The organism is Halorientalis sp. IM1011 (assembly GCF_001989615.1).
Lineage (GTDB): Archaea > Halobacteriota > Halobacteria > Halobacteriales > Haloarculaceae > Halorientalis.
Window position 1 is genome coordinate 1,074,251 of the sequence record NZ_CP019067.1, and the last position, 19,995, is coordinate 1,094,245.

Annotated in this window: 20 protein-coding genes; 10 read left to right on the forward strand and 10 right to left on the reverse strand. The window is 66.8% G+C overall.

Features of this window, described 5'->3' with window-relative positions; all coding sequences use genetic code 11:
- Positions 1-8 precede the first annotated feature (8 nt).
- Positions 9-338: a bZIP transcription factor gene (locus tag BV210_RS05470; RefSeq protein WP_077205660.1), complete on the reverse strand. Its 330-nt coding sequence runs from the start codon at positions 336-338 to the stop codon at positions 9-11.
- A 206-nt stretch (positions 339-544) separates the two neighbouring features.
- On the opposite strand from BV210_RS05470, the gene BV210_RS05475 reads away from it, so the two are divergent.
- Together BV210_RS05475 and BV210_RS05480 are read left to right on the forward strand one after the other, a co-directional pair.
- The gene (locus BV210_RS05475; protein WP_077205661.1) at positions 545-1,981 is read left to right on the forward strand and encodes an APC family permease; all 1,437 of its coding nucleotides are present in this window, start codon (positions 545-547) and stop codon (positions 1,979-1,981) included.
- Positions 1,981-2,691, forward strand: coding sequence for a universal stress protein (locus tag BV210_RS05480; protein WP_077205662.1), 711 nt, complete (start codon positions 1,981-1,983; stop codon positions 2,689-2,691). The genes BV210_RS05475 and BV210_RS05480 overlap by 1 nt, the downstream gene beginning before the upstream one ends.
- A gap of 20 nt (positions 2,692-2,711) precedes the next feature.
- Here the strand turns inward: BV210_RS05480 and BV210_RS05485 are convergent, their stop codons facing one another.
- Positions 2,712-3,020: a hypothetical protein gene (locus BV210_RS05485; RefSeq protein WP_077205663.1), complete on the reverse strand. Its 309-nt coding sequence runs from the start codon at positions 3,018-3,020 to the stop codon at positions 2,712-2,714.
- A 121-nt stretch (positions 3,021-3,141) separates the two neighbouring features.
- Between BV210_RS05485 and gatB the strand changes: the two genes are divergently transcribed.
- The gene (gatB, locus tag BV210_RS05490; RefSeq protein ID WP_077205664.1) at positions 3,142-4,659 is read left to right on the forward strand and encodes an Asp-tRNA(Asn)/Glu-tRNA(Gln) amidotransferase subunit GatB; all 1,518 of its coding nucleotides are present in this window, start codon (positions 3,142-3,144) and stop codon (positions 4,657-4,659) included.
- Between the two features lie 38 nt (positions 4,660-4,697).
- Here the strand turns inward: gatB and BV210_RS05495 are convergent, their stop codons facing one another.
- Positions 4,698-5,459: a HEAT repeat domain-containing protein gene (locus BV210_RS05495; RefSeq protein WP_077205665.1), complete on the reverse strand. Its 762-nt coding sequence runs from the start codon at positions 5,457-5,459 to the stop codon at positions 4,698-4,700.
- A 175-nt stretch (positions 5,460-5,634) separates the two neighbouring features.
- On the opposite strand from BV210_RS05495, the gene BV210_RS05500 reads away from it, so the two are divergent.
- Both BV210_RS05500 and BV210_RS05505 read left to right on the forward strand, forming a co-directional pair.
- Positions 5,635-8,127: a DNA topoisomerase I gene (locus BV210_RS05500; protein ID WP_077205666.1), complete on the forward strand. Its 2,493-nt coding sequence runs from the start codon at positions 5,635-5,637 to the stop codon at positions 8,125-8,127.
- Between the two features lie 45 nt (positions 8,128-8,172).
- A complete protein-coding gene (locus BV210_RS05505; RefSeq protein ID WP_077205667.1) occupies positions 8,173-8,877 on the forward strand; it encodes a phosphoglycerol geranylgeranyltransferase in 705 nt (234 codons plus the stop codon).
- 68 nt (positions 8,878-8,945) lie between these two features.
- Here the strand turns inward: BV210_RS05505 and BV210_RS05510 are convergent, their stop codons facing one another.
- The 3 genes from BV210_RS05510 to BV210_RS05520 all read right to left on the reverse strand — a co-directional run bounded on the left by BV210_RS05510 (position 8,946) and on the right by BV210_RS05520 (position 12,306).
- Entirely contained in the window at positions 8,946-11,156 is a 2,211-nt protein-coding gene (locus tag BV210_RS05510; RefSeq protein ID WP_077205668.1) for an amino acid permease, read from the reverse strand.
- A 40-nt stretch (positions 11,157-11,196) separates the two neighbouring features.
- Entirely contained in the window at positions 11,197-11,646 is a 450-nt protein-coding gene (locus BV210_RS05515) for a hypothetical protein (RefSeq protein WP_077205669.1), read from the reverse strand.
- A gap of 180 nt (positions 11,647-11,826) precedes the next feature.
- Entirely contained in the window at positions 11,827-12,306 is a 480-nt protein-coding gene (locus BV210_RS05520) for an Lrp/AsnC family transcriptional regulator (protein WP_077205670.1), read from the reverse strand.
- Between the two features lie 106 nt (positions 12,307-12,412).
- Between BV210_RS05520 and aspS the strand changes: the two genes are divergently transcribed.
- The gene (gene aspS / locus BV210_RS05525; RefSeq protein ID WP_077205671.1) at positions 12,413-13,717 is read left to right on the forward strand and encodes an aspartate--tRNA(Asn) ligase; all 1,305 of its coding nucleotides are present in this window, start codon (positions 12,413-12,415) and stop codon (positions 13,715-13,717) included.
- 229 nt (positions 13,718-13,946) lie between these two features.
- On the opposite strand, the gene BV210_RS05530 is transcribed toward aspS, so the two are convergent.
- Genes BV210_RS05530 through BV210_RS05540 form a run of 3 tightly spaced genes read right to left on the reverse strand, consistent with a single transcriptional unit; the run spans position 13,947 to position 15,244 of the window.
- Positions 13,947-14,372, reverse strand: a complete 426-nt coding sequence (locus BV210_RS05530) for a hypothetical protein (RefSeq protein ID WP_077205672.1) — start codon at positions 14,370-14,372, stop codon at positions 13,947-13,949.
- A gap of 48 nt (positions 14,373-14,420) precedes the next feature.
- Positions 14,421-14,945, reverse strand: a complete 525-nt coding sequence (locus tag BV210_RS05535; RefSeq protein WP_077205673.1) for a hypothetical protein — start codon at positions 14,943-14,945, stop codon at positions 14,421-14,423.
- On the reverse strand, positions 14,942-15,244 hold the full coding sequence (locus BV210_RS05540) for a UPF0175 family protein (RefSeq protein ID WP_077205674.1): 303 nt from the start codon (positions 15,242-15,244) through the stop codon (positions 14,942-14,944). The genes BV210_RS05535 and BV210_RS05540 overlap by 4 nt, the downstream gene beginning before the upstream one ends.
- A 124-nt stretch (positions 15,245-15,368) precedes the next feature.
- Here BV210_RS05540 and BV210_RS05545 point away from each other — a divergent pair, with 124 nt between their 5' ends.
- On the forward strand, positions 15,369-15,644 hold the full coding sequence (locus BV210_RS05545; protein WP_084802673.1) for a hypothetical protein: 276 nt from the start codon (positions 15,369-15,371) through the stop codon (positions 15,642-15,644).
- Position 15,645: 1 nt separating this feature from the next.
- On the opposite strand, the gene BV210_RS05550 is transcribed toward BV210_RS05545, so the two are convergent.
- Positions 15,646-16,962 (reverse strand): alpha/beta fold hydrolase, encoded by a 1,317-nt coding sequence (locus BV210_RS05550; protein ID WP_077205676.1) that lies wholly within the window; start codon positions 16,960-16,962, stop codon positions 15,646-15,648.
- On the opposite strand from BV210_RS05550, the gene BV210_RS20200 reads away from it, so the two are divergent.
- From BV210_RS20200 to BV210_RS05560, 3 genes are all read left to right on the forward strand, one after another.
- Positions 16,961-17,098 carry a hypothetical protein gene (locus BV210_RS20200; RefSeq protein ID WP_172824879.1) on the forward strand — a complete coding sequence of 46 codons (138 nt, stop codon included), beginning with the start codon at positions 16,961-16,963 and terminating at the stop codon, positions 17,096-17,098. The genes BV210_RS05550 and BV210_RS20200 overlap by 2 nt on opposite strands.
- Before the next feature lie 118 nt (positions 17,099-17,216).
- On the forward strand, positions 17,217-18,155 hold the full coding sequence (locus BV210_RS05555; protein ID WP_077205677.1) for a UbiA family prenyltransferase: 939 nt from the start codon (positions 17,217-17,219) through the stop codon (positions 18,153-18,155).
- A gap of 83 nt (positions 18,156-18,238) precedes the next feature.
- Positions 18,239-19,954 carry a histidine kinase N-terminal 7TM domain-containing protein gene (locus tag BV210_RS05560; protein ID WP_216640642.1) on the forward strand — a complete coding sequence of 572 codons (1,716 nt, stop codon included), beginning with the start codon at positions 18,239-18,241 and terminating at the stop codon, positions 19,952-19,954.
- The last annotated feature ends 41 nt before the right edge of the window (positions 19,955-19,995 follow it).

The following is a 19,995-nucleotide window of genomic DNA, read 5'->3' on the forward strand; positions in this document are numbered from 1 at the left end:
GGAGCCCGTCAGGCGACGATGATGTCGCTGCCCTCGGACTCCGTCTCGTCTTCCGCCTCGGCGGCCTCGGATTTAGGCGCTTCGGCCGGCTCTTCCGCTGCCGCCGGCTCGGGTTCCGGTTCTGACTCGGGTTCGTCGGCCTCGCGCTCGGTCGGCGGCGTCGACGACCCGACGCCGCTGCCGTCGATGGTGTCCAGCCCGACCTGGTCGTCGACGACGTTCTCCAGTTCGCGGATGCGAACCTTGCACTCGACGAGTTCGTCGGTCAGCCCGTCGACCGTCGCTTCAAGCTCGTTCACGCGCGATTCGAGTTCCTCGACGCGATTGCCGCTCGCCATACAGGGGTAACCTGCCCCTGTCGGCATAAAGTTACGTCAGACATTCACATATCTTCTGATAGGAATGGGATCGGTGAAAACCGACGCCACGCGTCCGTGGCGCGTGACTGGCGACTATCCGCTCCCGGGACCGTCGAGCGGAGGCCGGCCGATCGCGGGTGGTCGCGCCCGTGCCGTCCCGCAGACATTAGGGGCCGCACTGTGTAATGGGTGACATGTCCACGGAGCCCGAACCGCCGAGCGGGCACAATCGCGACGGCGAGCCCCCGGAGCCCAGCGCACCGGTCACGGAAGACGGCCCGACGGTCGACGAGGCCGACGGCGTCGAACTCGAACGGACGTTGTCGCTCTCGGGCGCGCTCTCGATCGGTATCGGGACGATGATCGGCGCGGGCATCTTCGTCTTCCCGGGGATCGCCGCGGGTGAGGCCGGCCCCGCGGCGGCACTCTCCTTCGGGATCGGCGCGGTGGTCGCGCTCCTGGTCGCGATCCCGACTGCCGAACTCGCGACCGCCATGCCCCGCAGCGGGGGCGGGTACTACTTCATCTCGCGCGGACTGGGCACGCTCGCCGGGACCGTCGTCGGCATCTCCCTGTGGCTCGGCCTCGTCTTCGCCTCGGCCTTCTACCTGGTCGGCTTCGGGAGCTACGTCGCGGCGGTCCTCTCGGAGGTCGGCGTCGCCATCGGCTTCGATCCCGTGATCGCGTCCGGCCTCGCCTTCGGCGTCTTCCTCACCGCGCTGTCGATGACCGGGACCGAGAACGCCGCGAAACTCCAGAACGGCGTCGTCGGACTTCTCCTCGTGATCCTGACACTGTTTCTGAGCTACGGTGGGCTCGACGCGCTCGGCGTCTTCGGCCGCGCCAGCACGCCGGAGGCGTTCGCGCCGTTCGGTCCGCTTCCGATCTTCACGACCGCGGCGCTCGTGTTCACCTCCTACCTCGGCTTCGCGCAGGTCGCGACCGTCGCCGGAGAGATCGAGGACCCGGGCCGGAATCTCCCGCTGGCGATGGTCGGTTCGGTGGTGATCGTCGGCGTGTTCTACGTCGTGACGGTGTTCGTCGCCACCAGCGCCTTCGGCAGCGAGACGCTGGCCGGGTTCGGCGAGACGGCGATGGTCGAGGTGGCCCGGAGCTTCCTCGGCGTGCCCGGTGCGGTCGCGATCCTGATCGCGGGACTGCTCGCGACGGTCTCCTCGGCCAACGCGTCGATCCTGAGCTCGTCGCGGGCCATCTTCGCCCTGAGCCGGGACGCCCTCTTCCCCCGGCGGGCCGGCGTCGTCAACCTCCGCTACGGGACGCCCCACGTCGCGCTGTTGCTCGCGGGCGTGCCGGTCGTCGTCCTCGTCGCCAGCGGCGAAGTGCAACTGCTCGCCGAGGTCGCCTCCTTCCTCCACCTCGTGATGTACGGGCTGATGTGTGTGGCCCTGCTGGCGCTGCGCCGCGACGAACCGGCGTGGTACGACCCCGACTTCCGCGTCCCCGGGTACCCGTTCGTCCCGATTCTGGGCGCGCTCGCGAGCTTCGCGCTCATGCTGTTGATGCAGCCACTCTCCCAGATCGTCGGCCTCGGACTGATGGCCGTCGCGGCCGGGTGGTACTATTACTACGCCGCGGACGTACAGTTACGAGGTGTCCTCTGATGGTTCACGCACTCGTCCCAGTCGAAGTTCTCGAGAGCGAGACGGTTCCACAGGGCGTGATCGACCTGCTGGCCCCCGCGAACGTCACCGTGCTCGGGTATCACGTCATCCCCGAGCAGACCTCGCCCGACCAGGCCCGCCTCTCCTTCGAGGATCGGGCCAGAGACAAACTCGACGACATCGAGGAGGCATTCGAGATCGCTGGCTCCGACGTCACCACGCGACTCGTCTTCACCCACGACAGCGAACAGACCTTCGACCGTGTCGCGGCCGAGACGGACGCGGACGTGGTCGTCCACCTGAACCCCTCGATGGACGCGACCGACCTGCTGGTCGCGCTCCACGGCGCGGTCGCCGCCGAGCGGATCGGCGAGATTGTCGCAGTGCTGGTCGCCGGCCGCGACATCGACGTCCGCCTCCGGGAGATCGACGGCGACGACGAGGACACGCTCAACCTGCTCGAACGGGCGCGACGGGCGATGGAGGACGGCGGCGTCGACCCGGACCGGATCGACGCCGAGCGGATCGAGACCGACCGGCCGGTCCGAACCATCGCCGAACTGGCCGCCGGCACGGACGCCACCGTCCTCGGGGAGCGAGCGGCCGACTGGCAGGAACTGGTCTTCGGCGACTTCGAGGAACGCGTCGCCGACGCGTCGCTCGGCGCGGTTCTGGTCGTCCGTCCGAGAGGGAAAGCCAGCGACGCCTGACCGACCCCCGTATACCGGGCTCAGGCGTCGCCCGTGTCGATCGTGATCGGATCGGTTGGCTCCTCGTCGTCATCGACTGCGTCGGCGTCGGATTCGGCGGCCCGGTCTTCCAGCAGGAGGCCGACGCCGCCGGCCGCGAGCAGGCCGACCCCGGCCGCCCGCACCGAGCGGACGTACCACGGCTTGGGCTCCAGTTCGTCCGTGTTCTCGAAGGCCAGTCCCCACAGGCGGGCGTTCAGCTTGATGCTGGTCTTCGGTGTCGCGGCGGCGAGCAACCCCTGAACGACCAGCCAGCCGTACCCCAGTCGGCGTAGTTTGTCCGTGACCATACCGGACCGTCGACGAGGACGGACAAGAAAGGTGCGTCTGCGGACGCCGAGGTCGGGCCCACCGACCGCGAGGCTCGCGCGGGTCGTTAGCCTTTAGCCGGCGGCACACGTTTCGCGAGTAATGACAGCACAGGCTGCCGAAACGGGGGATCTCGTCGCCGTCATCGGGCTGGAGGTCCACGTCCAGCTGGAGACGGACACGAAGATCTTCTGTGGCTGTTCGACCGCCGTCGGCGACGACGAGCCGAACACCCACACCTGCCCCGTCTGTCTCGGCCTCCCCGGTGCCCTGCCGGTCCTCAACGAGGGGGCCGTCGAGGCCGCCGTCAAAGTCGGGAAGGCCATCGACGCCGAGATTCCCGAGGAGACGCGATTCCACCGGAAGAACTACTACTACCCCGACCTGCCCAAGAACTTCCAGATCACCCAGTACGACGCGCCGATCTGTCAGGACGGAACGCTGGAGTTCGCCGTCGACGGGACGCGCCGCAGCGTCGACATCCGCCGAGCCCACCTCGAAGAGGACCCCGGCAGCATCAAACACGTCCGGGAGGGCACGGAGGGTCTGGAGAGTCGCACCGTCTCCATCGAACGCGCCGACTACACGCTGATCGACTACAACCGCGCCGGCACGCCGCTGATGGAGATCGTCACCGAACCGGACTTCCGCGAGCCCAGCGAGGTCCGCTCGTTCCTCGAAAAACTGGAGGAGGTTCTCGAATATCTGGGCGTCTTCGACCCGGCACGGGACGGCTCGCTGCGGATCGACGCCAACCTCTCGATGGTCCCCGCCGAGGCGGTCGACGACGACGGCGAGATTCCCGAGGAGGTACTGGAAGAGGCAAACCGAACGGAGGTCAAGAACATCTCCAGCCACAAGGGTGCGGAGAAGGCGCTGGCCTTCGAACAGTCCCGCCAGAAGAAACTCGTCCAGTCCGGCCGCGCGGTCGAGCAGGAGACCCGACACTTCAACGAGACCCACGGCAACACCGTCTCGATGCGCTCGAAGGAGGAGGAGAAAGATTACCGCTACTTCCGCGAGGCCGACCTCCCGCCGCTGCAGGTCGCCGACTGGAAGGAGGAGATCGCCATCCCGGAACTGCCCGACGCCCGTCGCGAGCGCTTCGAGGCGGAGTACGGACTCAGCGAGGAAGCCGCCTCGAAACTCACCAGTACGAAACAGGTGGCGGACTTCTTCGAGGACGTGGCCGCGGAGTTCGACCCCGACCTGGCGGCGACGTGGGTCGCTGACAACCTCCTGGGTGAACTGAACTACCGCGACATGGAGATCACCGACGTCGACGACCGTCTCGACGAGGTCATGCGGCTTGTCGAACTCGTCGCCGAGGACGAGATCACCGCGAAGAACGCCCGCGAGACGGTCCTCCGGGGGATGCTCGACGACGGCGATGACCCGGACACGATCGTCGAGGACGAGGATCTGGGCAAGACCAGTGGCGACGAGGTGGCCGCCGCGGTCACCGAGGCCATCGACGAGAACCCCGGCGCTGTCGAGGACTACCACGACGGCGACGACGGGGCGATCAACTTCCTCGTCGGGCAGGTGATGCAGAAGACCGGTGGGAGTGCCGATCCTGGCGACGTGAACCAGCTGCTGCGGGAAGAACTCGCGGAGTAAGACCCCGATCGACCCTGGCGATTTTCGGCGGCCGCTCCTCAGTGCTCACCGTCGGCCAGCGCCTCGTCCGCGGCTGCCCGAACCCGCTCGTCGTCGTGGTTCTCCCTGGCCGCCCGGAGCGCGTCGCGTGCCGTCTCGTCGTCGACCTGTCCGAGCAGGGCCGCTGCCTGTCCGCTGACGCTGATCGAGCCGTCGTCGAGCCCGTCCACGAGCGCCGCCGTCCGGTCCGCGTCGAGGGTCGCCAGATCCCGGCTCGCTGCGCCGCGGTCGATCGCCGACAGCAGGTACTCCCGGGCCAGTTCGTCGTCCTCGCTCGTCTCGTCGGGCTCGGCAGCGACGGCGAACGCGTCGAGCAGGGCCTCGACCTGTGCCGGGGTGAACTCGTAGGTGACACGCGCGAGCGCGTGGTACAGGCCCACCGCACCGGCGGCGCGGACGCCGGGGTCGTCGGCGAGGACGTACGGGAAGACGTCGTCGACGACCGTCGCGTCGGTGGTGACGGTCAGCGCCTCGGCGGCCGCGAGTCGGACGTGCCGATGTGGGTCGTCCAAACAGTCGACCAGCGGATCGGCGGCGACGAGTTCGTGGTAGACCTCGACCGAGCCCAGGACCTCGGCGGCGGTGGCCCGGACGAGCGGGGATTCGTCGTCGAGGGCTCCGAGGACCTCCTCGGTCGCGTCGTGGCCGTGCTGGAGCGGATTGCGACCGATCTCGCGGATGCGGTCGGCCCGCTGTTCGGGGGACGGCCGGTCGCCGTTCCCGTCCGATCCCGGGAGCCACGACAGCAAGCGACGGAGCATCGTCGGACAGTGGCGGCCGCGAACGGATAAGCGTTGAGCGTGTGCGCTCGCGGCGCGTGGGCGCGCGGACCCGCGTAGTCCGGCGGTTTCGGCGCTCTCGCCGGCGAAAGGTTTAGAAGCGGTCTGCGCATAGAGTCTGGCGAATGACCACCCACGCACCGGGAGGTGGGCCGTCGTGGAGTTGATCATCACCGAGAAGGACAACGCCGCGCGGCGCATCGCCGAGATCCTCAGCGAGGACAGCGCCGAGGCCGAGCGCCGGAACGGCGTCAACGTCTACCGCTGGGGCGACAAGCGCGTCGTCGGGCTCTCGGGCCACGTCGTCGGCGTCGACTTCCCGCCCGAGTACTCGGACTGGCGGGACGTCGAACCCGTCGAGTTGATCGACGCCGAGATCACGAAATCGCCCACGAAGGAAAACATCGTCCGGACGCTCCGACAGCTCGCTGGCCGGGCCGACGAGGCAGTCATCGCGACGGACTACGACCGCGAGGGCGAGTTGATCGGGAAGGAGGCCTACGAGATCATCCGCGACGAGACGGACGTGCCGATCAAGCGGGTTCGGTTCTCCTCGATCACCGAACGCGAGGTGAAAGACGCCTTCGCCGACCCCGACGATCTGGACTTCGACCTCGCCGCGGCGGGGGAGGCCCGACAGATCATCGACCTGATCTGGGGCGCTGCACTTACGCGATTCCTCTCGCTGTCGGCCCGCCAGCTGGGCGACGACTTCATCTCCGTCGGTCGGGTGCAGTCGCCGACGCTGAAGCTGATCGTCGACCGCGAGCGCGAGATCGAGGCCTTCGAGCCCGACGACTACTGGGAGCTGTTCGCGGACCTCACCGAGGAGGGCGAGGCCTTCGAGGCCCAGTACTTCTACGACGACGACGGCAAGGAGGCCGAACGCGTCTGGGACGAGGACGCGGCCGACGAGGCCCACGAGCGGTTGCAGGAGGCCTCCAGTGCGACCGTCACCGAGGTCCGGCGGCGCACTCGAACGGACGACCCGCCCGCGCCGTTCAACACCACGGCGTTCATCAGCGCCGCGGGATCGCTGGGCTACTCGGCTCAACGCGCGATGAGCATCGCCGAGGAGCTGTACACCGCTGGCTACGTCACGTATCCGCGGACGGACAACACGGTGTACCCCGAGGATCTGGACCCCGAGGAACTGCTCGGGGACTTCACGGACACGAGCGCCTTCGGCGAGGACGCGGCCGCCCTCCTCAACCTCGACGAGATCGAGCCCACGCGGGGCGACGAGGAGACGACCGACCACCCGCCGATCCACCCGACGGGTGAACTCCCGAACCGGAGCGAACTCGACGACGACGAGTGGGAGGTCTACGAACTCGTCGTCAGGCGCTTTTTCGCGACCGTCGCCGAGGCCGCCACCTGGGAACACCTGCGCGTCGTCGCCGACGCCAACGGCTGCCAGCTGAAGGCCAACGGCAAGCGCCTCGTCGAACCGGGCTACCACGCGGTCTACCCCTACTCCAGCGCGAGCGAGAACTTCGTGCCCGACGTGGAGGAAGGCGCGGAACTCTCGGTTTCGAACGTGGAACTGGAGGCCAAGCAGACCCAGCCCCCGCGCCGCTACGGCCAGTCGCGGCTGATCGAGCGCATGGAGGACATGGGCATCGGGACGAAGGCGACCCGCCACAACGTGATCGAGAAGCTCTACGACCGCAACTACATCGAGAACGATCCGCCGCGGCCGACGACGCTGGCGAAGGCGGTCGTCGAGGCCGCCGAGGAGTTCGCCGACCACGTCGTCAGCGAGGATATGACGGCCGAGCTCGAGGCCGACATGGCGGCCATCGCGGGCGGCGAGGCGACGCTGGACGACGTGACCGAGGAGTCCCGCGAGATGCTCGAACGCGTCTTCGAGGAACTCCACGAGTCACGCGAGGAGGTCGGCGATCACCTCCAGCAGTCGCTGAAGGCCGACCGGACGCTCGGCCCCTGTCCCGAGAGCGACCACGACCTGCTGATCCGGCAGAGTCGCCACGGCTCCCACTTCGTCGGCTGTGACGGCTTCCCGGACTGTCGGTACACCCTGCCGCTCCCCAGTACCGGCAAACCGCAGGTCCTCGACGAGGAGTGTGAGGAACACGGCCTCAACCACGTCAAGATGCTCGCGGGGCGGGACACGTTCGTCCACGGTTGCCCCCAGTGTAAGGCCGACGAGGCCGACGAGAGCGAGGACGAAGTGATCGGTGACTGCCCGGAGTGTGGCGCCGAGGAAGGGGGCGAACTCGCGATCAAGCAGCTCCGGAACGGCTCCAGACTCGTGGGCTGTACGCGCTATCCCGACTGCGACTACTCGCTCCCCCTGCCCCGCCGGGGCGAGATCGAGGTGACCGACGAGCGCTGTGAGGAACACGACCTGCCCGAGTTGATCGTCCACAACGGCGACGAGCCGTGGGAACTGGGCTGTCCGATCTGTAACTACAGGGAGTACCAGGCCCGGCAGGCGGTCGACGATCTGGTGGATCTGGACGGTCTGGGCGAGCGGACCGCGGAGAAACTGGCCGAGGCAGAGATCGAGACGCTGTCGGATCTGGAGACGGTCGATCCCGAGGCGGTCGCGACGACGGTGCAGGGCGTCTCCGCCGACCAGATCCGCGAGTGGCAACAGCAGGCCGGGGCGGAGGCGGCTGACTGACTGGGTTTCCGAAGTAGTTTTCACGGTCCGTCGGAATCTCCGGGTATGAGCGGGCCATGGACGGAGTGGGATCACGTGCTGAAGATCGACCCGGACAAGTCGCTGGTCGACGGCGAGACGTTCGAGGACGTGGCGGCGACCGGGACCGACGCCATCGAAGTCGGCGGCACCACGGGCATGACCGAAGAGAAGATGGCCCGGGTCGTCGAGGCCTGCGGGAAGTACGACATCCCGATGTACATCGAACCCTCGAACCCGTCTTCGGTCGTCCACACCGACGCTCACGACGGGTATCTCGTCCCCATCGTGATGAACGCCGGTGACGTAACCTGGACCACCGGCGCACACAAGGAGTGGGTCCGGCTGGACGACGACATCGACTGGTCACGCACCTGGACGGAGGCCTACATCGTCCTCAACCCCGAGGCGTCCGTGGCCACCTACACCGGGGCCGACTGCGAGCAGGACGCCGACGACGTGGCCGCCTACGCCGAGGTCGCAGAACAGATGTTCGGCCAGGAGATCGTCTACGTCGAGTACTCCGGCACGCTGGGCGATCCGACGAAGGTTCGGGCGGCTCACGACGCCCTCGAGGACGCCACGCTGTTCTACGGCGGCGGCATCCACGACTACGACTCGGCCCACCAGATGGCTCAGGAGTCGGACGTGGTGGTCGTCGGCGACCTCGTCCACGACGACGGAGCCGACGCCGTCCGCGAGACCGTCGAGGGTGCCAAAGACGCGAACTGATTTTGGGGTGATCGCCCCGTCCGTCGCGAGTGCGGTCTCCTGTCCTCACTCCCCGTGAGCGACGGGCCTCAGAAGACGATTCGCTCGACGAGGCGGCGGAGGAAGCCGGGTCGCTCGGACCGGGCGGGTTCGATCTGGACGGCCGTGCAGTCGACGCTGTCGACGATCCAGTCGGCCGGGCGGCCGAACAGGTTGCTCCGGAGGCGACCGCCGTCGGTCCCGATGATCAACACGTCGGCCGGGTCGGTCGCGGAGACGAAGTCCCGCGCGGGGTCGTCGCTCTCGACGACCGAGCGGTAGACCGGCACCGAACAGAGTTCCTCCAGTTCCGCGAGGTACTCGTCGATAGTCTCGCGCTGGGTTTCGGTGGCGCTCCCCTCGACGGGGTAGAGCAGATCGATGCGCGACCCGGTCTCGCTCGCCAGTGCGTTGGCGATGGCGATCTTCTGGGGGTCGAACGGGCCGCGATCCGTCACGACGGTGATCGAGTGGATGTCCGTGAGGTCGCGCTCCTCGATCAGCAACACGTCACAGGGGGCCTTCCGGGTGATCCACTCGACGCCGGTTCCGAACACCGACGCGTACAGCGGGTCGTCCTCGCGTTCGAGCAGGAGGAAGTCGGCCTCTTCGTCCTCGGCGAAGTTGACGACGGCGGTCTCGACGTCGTGGCTGACGACCTCGCCGTACTGGATCGGCACGTCGAACGCCTCGGTGAGTTCGGCCGTCCGCCGCTCGAAGGCCTCGTCGGACGCCGACGTGGTATCCGACGCGTGGTCGAGCGGCGCCTGATCTGGCACCTCGTCGAACTGGACGACGGTGACGCTCCCGTCGTTTTTCCGGGCGATGTCGGCTGCGATCCGGACCAGCGAGCGCTCACGCGCCGCGCTGGTGTCCTCCCTGATCGCGACGAGCACCTCGTATCCCTCGATCTCCTCGAAGGTCGACTTGGTGCGCTCGATGGCCTCCTGGCCGATCGCCCGCCGGAGCACGTCCGTCGCCGCTCCCTCCCGCTCGACTTTCCCGCGTGCGTAGAAGAAATACCACAGGATCGAGCCGACGGTGATGACGACCGCGCCGACGAGCGGGACCGTCCCCATGAAGCCGATGAGCGCGAGGCCGCCGACGATCCCGGCGATCTGGGTCCAGGGGTACAGCGGCGACTCGAAACTGGGGTCGTACTGGCCCACGTCGCCCTCGCGGAAGGCCACGACTGCCCCGTTGACCAGGGCGAAGACGACGATCTGGAAGGCACTGGCGAGTTTCGCGATGTTCTCGACGGGGACGAACGCGATCAGGACCAGCATGACCGCACCCGTGAGCGTGATCGCCTTCGAGGGGGTCCCCCAGGACTCGTGGATCTCCGTCAGCGACGGCGGCGCGAGTTTGTCCCGGGCCATCGCGAAGGGGTACCGCGACGAGGAGAGGATGCCCGCGTTGGCGGTGCTGATCAGTGCGAGGACGGCCGCGACGATGACAGCGACCACGCCGGGGAACGCGAGCGTCGCCTCGGCAGCGTGGATCATCGGCACCGCCGAATCGCTCAGCAGGTCCGGCGGCGTCACGCCGACCATGACGACGACGATCAGGACGTACAGCAGCGTCGTGAACCCGAGCGAGACCAGAATTCCGAGGGGGATGTTCCGGTCGGGGTCCTCGATCTCCTCGGCGATGCTCGCGACCTTGGTCACCCCGGCGTAGGAGACGAACACCAGGCCGGTCGCGGCGAGCAGTCCGCCCGCGCCCTTCTCGAAGAACCCGCCGTAGTAGCTCCCGGACGTACTCGGGAGGCCACCGATCACGAACCACACCATCGCCAGGAGCATGACGACGACGATGCCGATCTGGAGTCGGCCAGTCTGTTTCGCGCCGACGAGGTTGACGACGATCAGGAGGACTGCCAGCGCGAGCGCGATCGGTTTGACGGGGAGATCGAACAGGTACAGCAGGTAGGGGACGCCACCGATGAGCGCGAACGCGCCCTTGAACGCGAGCGAGAACCACGTTCCGACGCCGGCGATCGTGCCGAGCAACGGCCCCATCCCGCGCTCGATGTAGATGTAGGTGCCGCCGGCCTCGGGCATCGCGGTCGCCATCTCGGCTTTGCTCAGCGCCGCGGGCAAGACGAGGACGCCGGCGAGGAGATACGCCAGGATGACCGCCGGGCCGGCCGTCTTCAGCGCGAGTCCGGGCAGGATGAAGATCCCGCTCCCGACCATCGCACCGACGCTGATCGCGATTACCGCAGGCAGTCCGAGATCGCGTTCGAGTTCTTTTGGCATTGTGTAGAGGTGTAATTGGCGACGATAGACGGACGTGTGCTCAGGTGCCGGATTCCGGCGTCGAGAGCTGGTCGCGGATGGCTCCTGCCAGCAGGGACGGTGTATCGACGAGGAGGATGTCCGTGTTCTCGAAGGCGTCACGGTAGGCTCGTCCGGCGACACACGCGATCACCTCGTCGACGTCACAGCTCACGCTGAGCAACTGCGCCGTCAACAGCGCTGTCCGATCCAGATCGGAGGCCACGACGGCCGTATCGACACCAGACGCGACGGGGCAGAGGCTCCTGGCGTCGGTCAGATCGACACGGTGTGCGTCCAGTCCGGCGACGTCTGCCTGTCGAACGAGTCGCTCGTCGTTGCTGGCGAACCGAACCGTTGCGGATTCGTCAAGATGAGTTGCCAGCCCCATCGCACCGTCACCGCCAACGATCAGAAGCGACCGGCTATCGGCCGCTGATCCGCCGGACAGCCGTCGTTTCTCGGCAATCATTTTAGTGTGTCTGGTCGACAGACGAACTGCTTCGCTGGGCTCCGAACCATCCGGAGACTGTGGGTTCGTCCGCCGTCTTGTCGCTAGTCGTTGCTGGATCGGGATAAATAGACCGATTATTCTGCGCGAAGCGGAAAATAGGCTGGTATGAAAAAACAAACCGTCAAGCATCTACGACTCCTACTTCTCCGGAGCGAATCCCTCGTAGGGGTGGACGTACTCGTTGCGGATGATGTCCTCGTCGACGACCTGGAGGCCGAGTGCGTCCAGTTCCTGGCCGATGCGGCTGAGGTCGTCCCCGTCGCTGCCGACGACCTCCACGTGGATGTTCTCGCTGCCGGTCATGACTTCCTGGACGTCGACGACGCCGTCGATCTCGAGGGCCTCTCTGGCCAGTTGCTCGCGTTCGGGGATCTCGGCGTTACAGATGATGAGCGTGTGGAGCTGGAACCCGGCTCGCTCGTAGTCCACGTCCAGATTGTACCCCTTGATGACGCCCCGTTCCTCCAGTCGGTTGATCCGGTTGCGGACGGTACTGGCGGCCACGTCCATCTCCTCGGCGATGGTGCTCGCGGAGGTCTTGCGCGCGTCGTGCTGGAGGCGATAGATGATGTGCCGATCCAGTGCGTCGAGTTCGACGATGTCGTCGCGGTCGCTCATAGCGGGTGGACTCGGTATCTCACAAAAAGTGTACCGTCGCCGACCGACCGGCACTGCCGGACCGCAAACGACGGTGCTTAAGTCCCGGCCGCCGATACCCGACAGCATGGACGACCGCACCTACACCGCGGACGCCGAGCCGGGCGACACGGCCACCGTCGCCGGCTGGGTCCACGAGATCCGCGACCTCGGCGGCATCGCCTTCCTGATCGTCCGGGACACCACCGGCAAGATCCAGGTCAAGTTCGAGAAAGACGAGATGGACGACGACCTCGTCGAGACAGGGCTCGACGTCCACCGCGAGAGCGTCGTCGCCGTCACCGGCGACGTCGAAGAGGAGGAGCGCGCCCCGACCGGCGTCGAGATCGTCCCCGACTCGCTCGACGTGGTCGCCGAGGCCGACCCCGAACTGCCGCTCGATCCGTCGGGCAAGGTCGACGCCGAACTCCCGACCCGACTGGACAACCGGACGCTCGACCTCCGAAAGCCCGAAGTCAAGGCCATCTTCGAGATCCGCGCCGCGGCCCTCGAAGCGGTCCGCGACGCCTTCCGCGATCTCGGGGGTACGGAGATCAACACGCCGAAGATCGTCGCCACGGGGACCGAAGGCGGCACCGAACTGTTCCCGATCACCTACTTCGGGCAGGAGGCGTTCATGAACCAGAGCCCCCAGCTGTTCAAACAGCTGATGGTCGGCTCCGGCCTCGAACGCGTCTTCGAGATCGGTCCGATCTTCCGTGCCGAGGAGCACAACACGCCCCGCCACCTCAACGAGGCGACTTCCATCGACTTCGAGTCGGCCTTCTACGACCACACCGAGGCGATGGACGCCTGCGAGGAGATCGTCAAGGCCGCCTACGAGGGCGTCGCCGAGAACTGTCAGGAGCAACTGGACGCCCTCGACATGACCGAGGAGTTCGAGGTCCCCGAGGGTGACTTCCCGCGGATCACCTACGAGGAGGCCCTCGAAAAGATCAACGCGACGGGCGAACTGGACGAGGTGCTCGTCTGGGGCGACGACCTCTCGACGGAGGCCGAACACGTCCTCGGCGACGAGGTCGGCGAGCACTACTTCATCACCGACTGGCCCAGCGAGATCAAGCCCTTCTACATCAAGGATCACGACGACGACGAGGAGGTGTCGACGGGCTTCGACATGATGCACCCTTCGATGGAACTGGTCTCGGGCGGCCAGCGTGAACACCGCTACGACCGCCTCGTCGAAGGCTTCGAACAGCAGGGTCTCGACCCCGAGGCCTTCGAGTACTACACCAAGATGTTCAAGTACGGGATGCCGCCCCACGCCGGCTGGGGCCTCGGTGGCGAGCGCCTCATCATGACGATGCTCGGGCTCGGAAACATCCGGGAAGCGGTTCTGTTCCCGCGAGACAGGCAACGGCTGAGCCCGTAGGGCGAAGCCGTCCCTGGCGAGCGGGAGCTTGTCAGAGCTTGCTCTGACAGTGTTCCCGCGAGATCGCCAGAGACTGAGTCCGTAGGACTGGGCGCTGGCAGTCGAGGGGGAGCGCGGAAGTCACAGCCCGCGCAGGCGGGCACCGCCGAGCAGGAATGTCTTCCAGAGTTCTGCCGAGCGAAGCGAGTCTCGACGGGTCCACCACTCGCGGGTGGCCTGCCACCGCGATCTAGGCGGGTCTCGAACGGACGCCGACCCGGAGATCGGCCGGACATTCGGAGGGCGGTGACGGCATGTGAGTCGTCAGTGATCCGGATCGCCGCTGGACGGTCACGCGGACCGTACAGGTCGTGTTCTCCCCGCTGAGTTCGATCCGGTACCGGCCCGTCTTCTCCGTCGTCCAGATCTCGTTCCCACCGCTGTCCGTCGAGTCGTGTGTCCCCCGGTAGACCTGACGATACTCCCCGTCTCGATCTCTCGTGATCGTGACGGTCACCTCCCCGTCGGTATCCTGCAGCGAGATCGTGACGACTTCGGTCTTCGTCGTACTCAACCCGAGGCCGATCACCCCACCCAGGACGAGGATTCCGACCAGGCCGGCGATCCACAACTTCGGTCGGTCGATGGACATCGGTATCGCGTCTGCGTCCGCCATCGATACCAAAGAACAATCAACTCGGTATCAATTCTTTCCTTGCTCCCTTCACTCCGTCTCGCCGACGGCCTGTTCGCGCAACTCGCCGGTCAGGTGGAGGCCGTGGCTGTCGATCCGGCGGACGACGCGTTTGGCCTGTGACTGGGAGAAGTACTTGTCCGAGACTGCCGCCCGGACGACGACGCCGAAGGTCCCGGCGACCGTCGCGCCGAACCCCTCCGCGACGGTTCGGAGCCGCCGGTCGTCGGAGAGCAGGCCGACCGTCGGCCCATCGGCGGTCGCGTCGTTCTCCGTCGCCGCCAGAATCCCTTCGATCACGCGCACGTCGCTGGTCGACTCCGCCGCGTCCAGCACGCGGCGGGCGTCCTCGGTCCACTCGGTCTCGACCGACCCGGTCACGACGTCGTGGTCCTCGGCGAACCGGTCGAGGTTCGTCCGCGCCGGCTCCGTCGTCACTTCCGCCCGGACCGCGTCGGGGAGGGCGATGGTGCCGTCGAAGGCACCGAGCAGATCGAGTTCGCCGACCGCGCCGAGGGCGGTCAGGACCGTGGCGTCGACGTAGATCCGGCTCACAGTTCCCTCGCGTTGTCGGCGTCACGCCGGAGGTCGGCCGCGCTCAACTGCGTCGTGAGGTTGCGCCTCCGGGCGACCTCCATCCATTCGGCGACCGAGAGTCCCGAGATCCGGGCGGCCTCCGTGACCGCGATGTCGCCCTGCTGGTAGCGCCCGACGGCCTCGCGGGTCCGTAACTCCGCCAGTCCCTCTTCGAGGGCCTTCCTGATCGTGGTACTCCGGTCGTCGTCCAGCAACTCCGCGACTCGTTCCAGTTCCGCCAGTTCGTCCTCCGAGAGCCGCGCGCTGATCGTCGGCATGTATGCGTAGTGATACTATGCATACAAAGAACTATCGGCGCCTGCATCACGGTTCGGTGGAAGTCGAGTGCTAGCAGCCCGCGTCGGATACAGCTAAGGTGGATTCCGTCGTAGTATGGTCGATATGTCCACGTTAGCGGCCACCGACCCGACTGCGGACGAGTGGGTAGACATCCGGATGACCGACCCAGGGGCAGGCGAGTGGGAACTCGACGCCGTCGTCGTCGACGGCCGGATGGAACACGTCGACCTCCGGGTCCGGGAGGACCTGGTGGCGTCGTTCGTCGAGTGTCTCGCCGACGACCTCTCGGCCAGCCAGCGTGCGGCGCTCCTCGACCGCCTCGCCGACGACGGTGACGGCGGGGACGACGCCGACGGAGACGAACCCGGCGAAGACTGAGTCAGTCGGGCCGCAGGCCCCGATCCAGCGTCGCGAGCGTCCGTTCCCACGCCGCTGCATCGGCGCGGGCGTACCCCGCCGGGGTGCCGCCCATGTCGAGCGCGAGGGGACGGCCGGGAATCGGGACCGGCCGCGTCGCCCGCTCGGTCGTCGGGTGGTAGGGGACCTTGATGTCGTGGCCGGCCCCCGGGACTCGAAGGTGTTCGTAGGAGTGGGGATACTCGCTTTCGTCCAGCCGGGCCATCGCTCGGGTGGCGAGTCGCTCGGCGGGCCAGACCCGGTCGTCGTCGCCGGTCACGAGCAGGATCGGACCGCCGATCTCCTCGACGGGGATCGTCGCCGCCCGAACTCGCGCTTCACTCGCCCGGTTCAGCCCACGCTCGAAGAGGGGGCGCAGTGAGAGCGGCCGGCCCCGGAGCCACCGGGCGACTGCCCGCCCCCGGAATCCGGGCGGTCGCGCGAGCGGGACGAACGGCAGGGACTCGCCGTCCACGGTCCAGGCCGAGCCGGGATCGCGCAGTAGTTCGTTGCCCTGGAAGGTAACGGTGCTCGGCGCGTAGCCGACGGCGGTTCGGAGGCGGTCACAGCGGCTGGCCACGTGCAGGGCCAGTTCGCCGCCCCGCGACCAGCCGACGACCCCCAGCGGTTCGGGTCGAACCCGCTCGCGACCGGCGAACCACTCCACCGCCCGCTCGACGTATTCGAGTGGGACCTCGACGAGTTCGCTCGGAAGGTCGCTCCGGCCGAAGTACGCCAGCGCCAGCACGGCGTAACCCCGCGAGGCCAGCAGTGAGGCGACCCGCCGGGAGGGGAAGCCGCCGCTGGAGCCACCGAGGAGGAGGACACCTGGGTGGCGTCCGCCGTCGTCCGCGGACCCGGCGGGTGGGTCGTACAACCGCGCGACGTGGTCGGGGTGTTCGACCCGCTCGACCGTGACACCCTCGCGCTGGAACCGGCGCTCGACGGTCGCGCTGGCGACTCGTCGGTCCCCCACCGTCGCTGTGAGCGAGACGTTCCCGTCGGTTCGGGTACGCTCGCGGGGAGCGGGGCGGGCACCGACGCGTTCGGCCGACCAGACCAGCCCCATCGCGTCGGCCTGCCCGTAGGTTCCAGTGAGCGGCCGCTGGGCGTCGAGGTCTGCGGTCCCGGCGGCGTCGGTTCGCACTGTCGCGCGGCCCTCCCAGAGCGCGCCGTCGAGCGGCATCCTGGCGCGGACAGTCACGCACCGCTTTGGCGGGAAGCCGGCCAGTCGGACCGCGAACCGCTCGTCGACCAGCGGGCGGACGGGATCGACGGCGATCCGCGGCGTGTCGCCCATGACTCGGGTCTGGCAGGCGACGGTGAAATCGGTGGCGGCTGGGGCCAGATCCGACGGGAGGCACCCCGACGGCGACGCCGACAAGCTCGACGAGCGCACCACTGACACGATCATCAGGTCTGTGACAGTCTTGTAAAACGTCTGCTTCAATTCGCGTGTATTCGTCCTCAACCCCCTAATTTAAACATGAAAATATTGTAATACTAACTGGCAGGGACGGATATCGGAGTCTCGTTACCTGCACCGAGAAAGAGATGACAAAGGATCGATACAGATCGAGCGAACTCGAACAGGCATCGAATCGATACGATCGAGCGATCGCGAACCTCTGGCGGAGCTTCTGTCGGCTGTGGCGGGCCTTCCAGTACAGTTCGCTGTACGTCGCGGTTCTCGCGACGACGGAGGTCGGCGTCGCGATGTTGTTGCTGGACGTGCCGCTCAACCCGGCACCGTTCGTCGTCGGACTGGTTACGTTCGCCGTCTACGCGACGGACCGGATCGCAGACGTCGAGACCGACGCGCTCACCGACCGTCGGAAGGCGGCGTTCGTGCGACAGTACGAACGCTACCTCTATCCACTGGCCGCGGGGGCGTACGGGTTGGCCGTCACCCTCGCGGTGCTCGGGGGGCCGGCTGCGCTGGCCCTGACGCTGCTCCCCGGCGTGTTCTGGGTGTTTTACGCTGCCAACTGGTTCGACGGTATCACCGAGACGTTCTACCGGCTGAAAGAACAGTTGGTGGTGAACACGGCGATGGTCGCGTCGGGGTGGGCTGTGACGCTCACGTTCCTCCCGATCGCCTTCGCTGACCGGGCCGTCACGTTGTCGGCGGCGGTCGTCTTCGTCTACTTTTTCCTGCGAGTGTTCGTCCTCGCCGAAGTCGGGAACATCCCGGACCGGACGGGTGACGACGCGATCGGTGTCGACACCATCCCGGTGGTGTTCGGACTCGTCGGGACCCGCTACGCGCTGTATCTGGTGAATCTGCTGACGGCCGGACTCGTCGCGCTCGCGCTCGCGGACGGACTCCTCACGCCCGTCCACGCCGCCGTCCTGTTGCTCGCGACCGGGTACTCCGTCGTCGTGACCGGCCTGATCGGCCGCTGGGAGAACTTCTCCGGGCTCTCACAGGCCGTCGAGTCCGAACACTTCCTGACGCTCGCGATACTCTGGGCCGCCCTCCTGATTTTCTGACCATCCCACCTACTCTCCGTTTATTGTTGTATTTATAGAACAACAGATACCTTTATACTGATTTCACCCATCCCTTTTCGAAAGTGTGGGATATTAGCACACTTTCGGCCGTCTATGCGATCACCCTCGGCGTCGGGGTCACCGCGGCGCTCATCGCGTGGCGTGAGCGTGACGAACCGGGTGCACTCCCGCTGATGGGTATGTTTATCGGGCAGTGTCTCTGGGTGACGTTCGCCCTGTTCGACCTGCAGTCCGGCACCTTCGAGGGGAAACTACTCTGGAGCGAACTGCTCTGGATCGGTGTCGTCGTCATCCCCGTCTGCTGGCTGCTGTTCTCGCTCGAATACACCGGACGCGACCAGTTCGTCAGGCCACGGTACATCCTCGTCCTCTCGGTCGTCCCCGCCATCACTGTCGTTCTGGCGGTGACCAGCAGATCCCACGACCTGCTGTACACGTCGTCGGAACTCGTGATGTACCAGGGCCAGACGTTCCTGAACCGGTCTATCGGCCCCTGGATCTGGGTCATCATGGGATATACGTACCTGCTGGGCGTCCTCGGTTCGATTCCCCTGCTCGATTTCATCAGGTGTGAATCGACGATGTTCCGCGGACAGAGCGGGGCGATCCTCCTGGGAACGCTGGCCCCGTGGGTGAGCAACGCGCTCTTTCTCGGCGGCGTGATCTCGATTCCCGCGTTCGATCCGACGCCGATCGCGTTCTCGGTGTCCGGGATCGCGTATCTCGGCGCCGTCACCCGGTTTCAGCTGTTCAGTACGACGCCGTCGGCCGGACAACACGCCCGCCGGTTGTTCATCGACCAGTTGCAGGAAGGTGTCGTCGTGATCGACGACCACGGATTCGTGGTCGACGTCAACGACAGCGCACGGGAGATCTTCGGCGTGGGAGAGGAGCGAATCCTCGGCGATCAGGCGCGGACACTCTTCCGACGGTGTGATACGGCCGAACGCGACGACGTTCACAGCAGTGGAAAGACGATCTACAGTCCGCACACGGAGACGCTGTACGACATCACCCGGACGGAAATCTCGGACAGCCACGACCGACGGGTCGGGATGATATTCTCCTTCCACGACGTCGGCGATCACGTCCGGAACCAGCAGCGCCACGAGGTGCTGAACCGACTGTTTCGACACAACATCCGGACGGAGACGAACCTGATACTCAGCCACGCGGAACTGCTCGAATCCGATCCCGATACCGGCGATCCCGCCACGATCAAACGGGGTGCCTATCGGATCGAGGACACGGCCGAGAAGGCCCGCACGATCCTCGACGTGTTCGAACGGGGTCGGACGCGAGACACCGCCGCGGACCTCTCCATGCTGCTCTCCCGCTGTGTCGATCTGACTGCCGCCCGGTATCCGACGGCGACCATCGAGTCCGACCCCGTCCCGGACGGGGTGTACGTTTCCGAGGTCCTCGAAACGGTGTTTCTGAACGTGCTCGACAACGCCGTCGATCACAACGACGACTCGAACCCACACGTCTGGGTGACCGTCGAAACGGACGAGGAGACCGTCACGGTCGAGTTCGCCGACGACGGTCCCGGTATCGACGACTACGAGCGATCGGTCATCGAGCGCGGGACCGAGAACTCGCTCCAGCACAGCAGCGGCCTCGGCCTCTGGCTGATCAAGTGGGGAACCGAGATCGCCGACGGGACGGTCACCTTCCGGGAGAACGACCCGACCGGAACGGTCCTCACGATCACCGTTCCGACGGTCGATCCGGCGGCGAAGATGGGGACCGATCTTGAACGACTGCTCGAACCCTGAGTCCGCGCCGCAACCGTCCGGAACTCGCCGGCAACGACCAC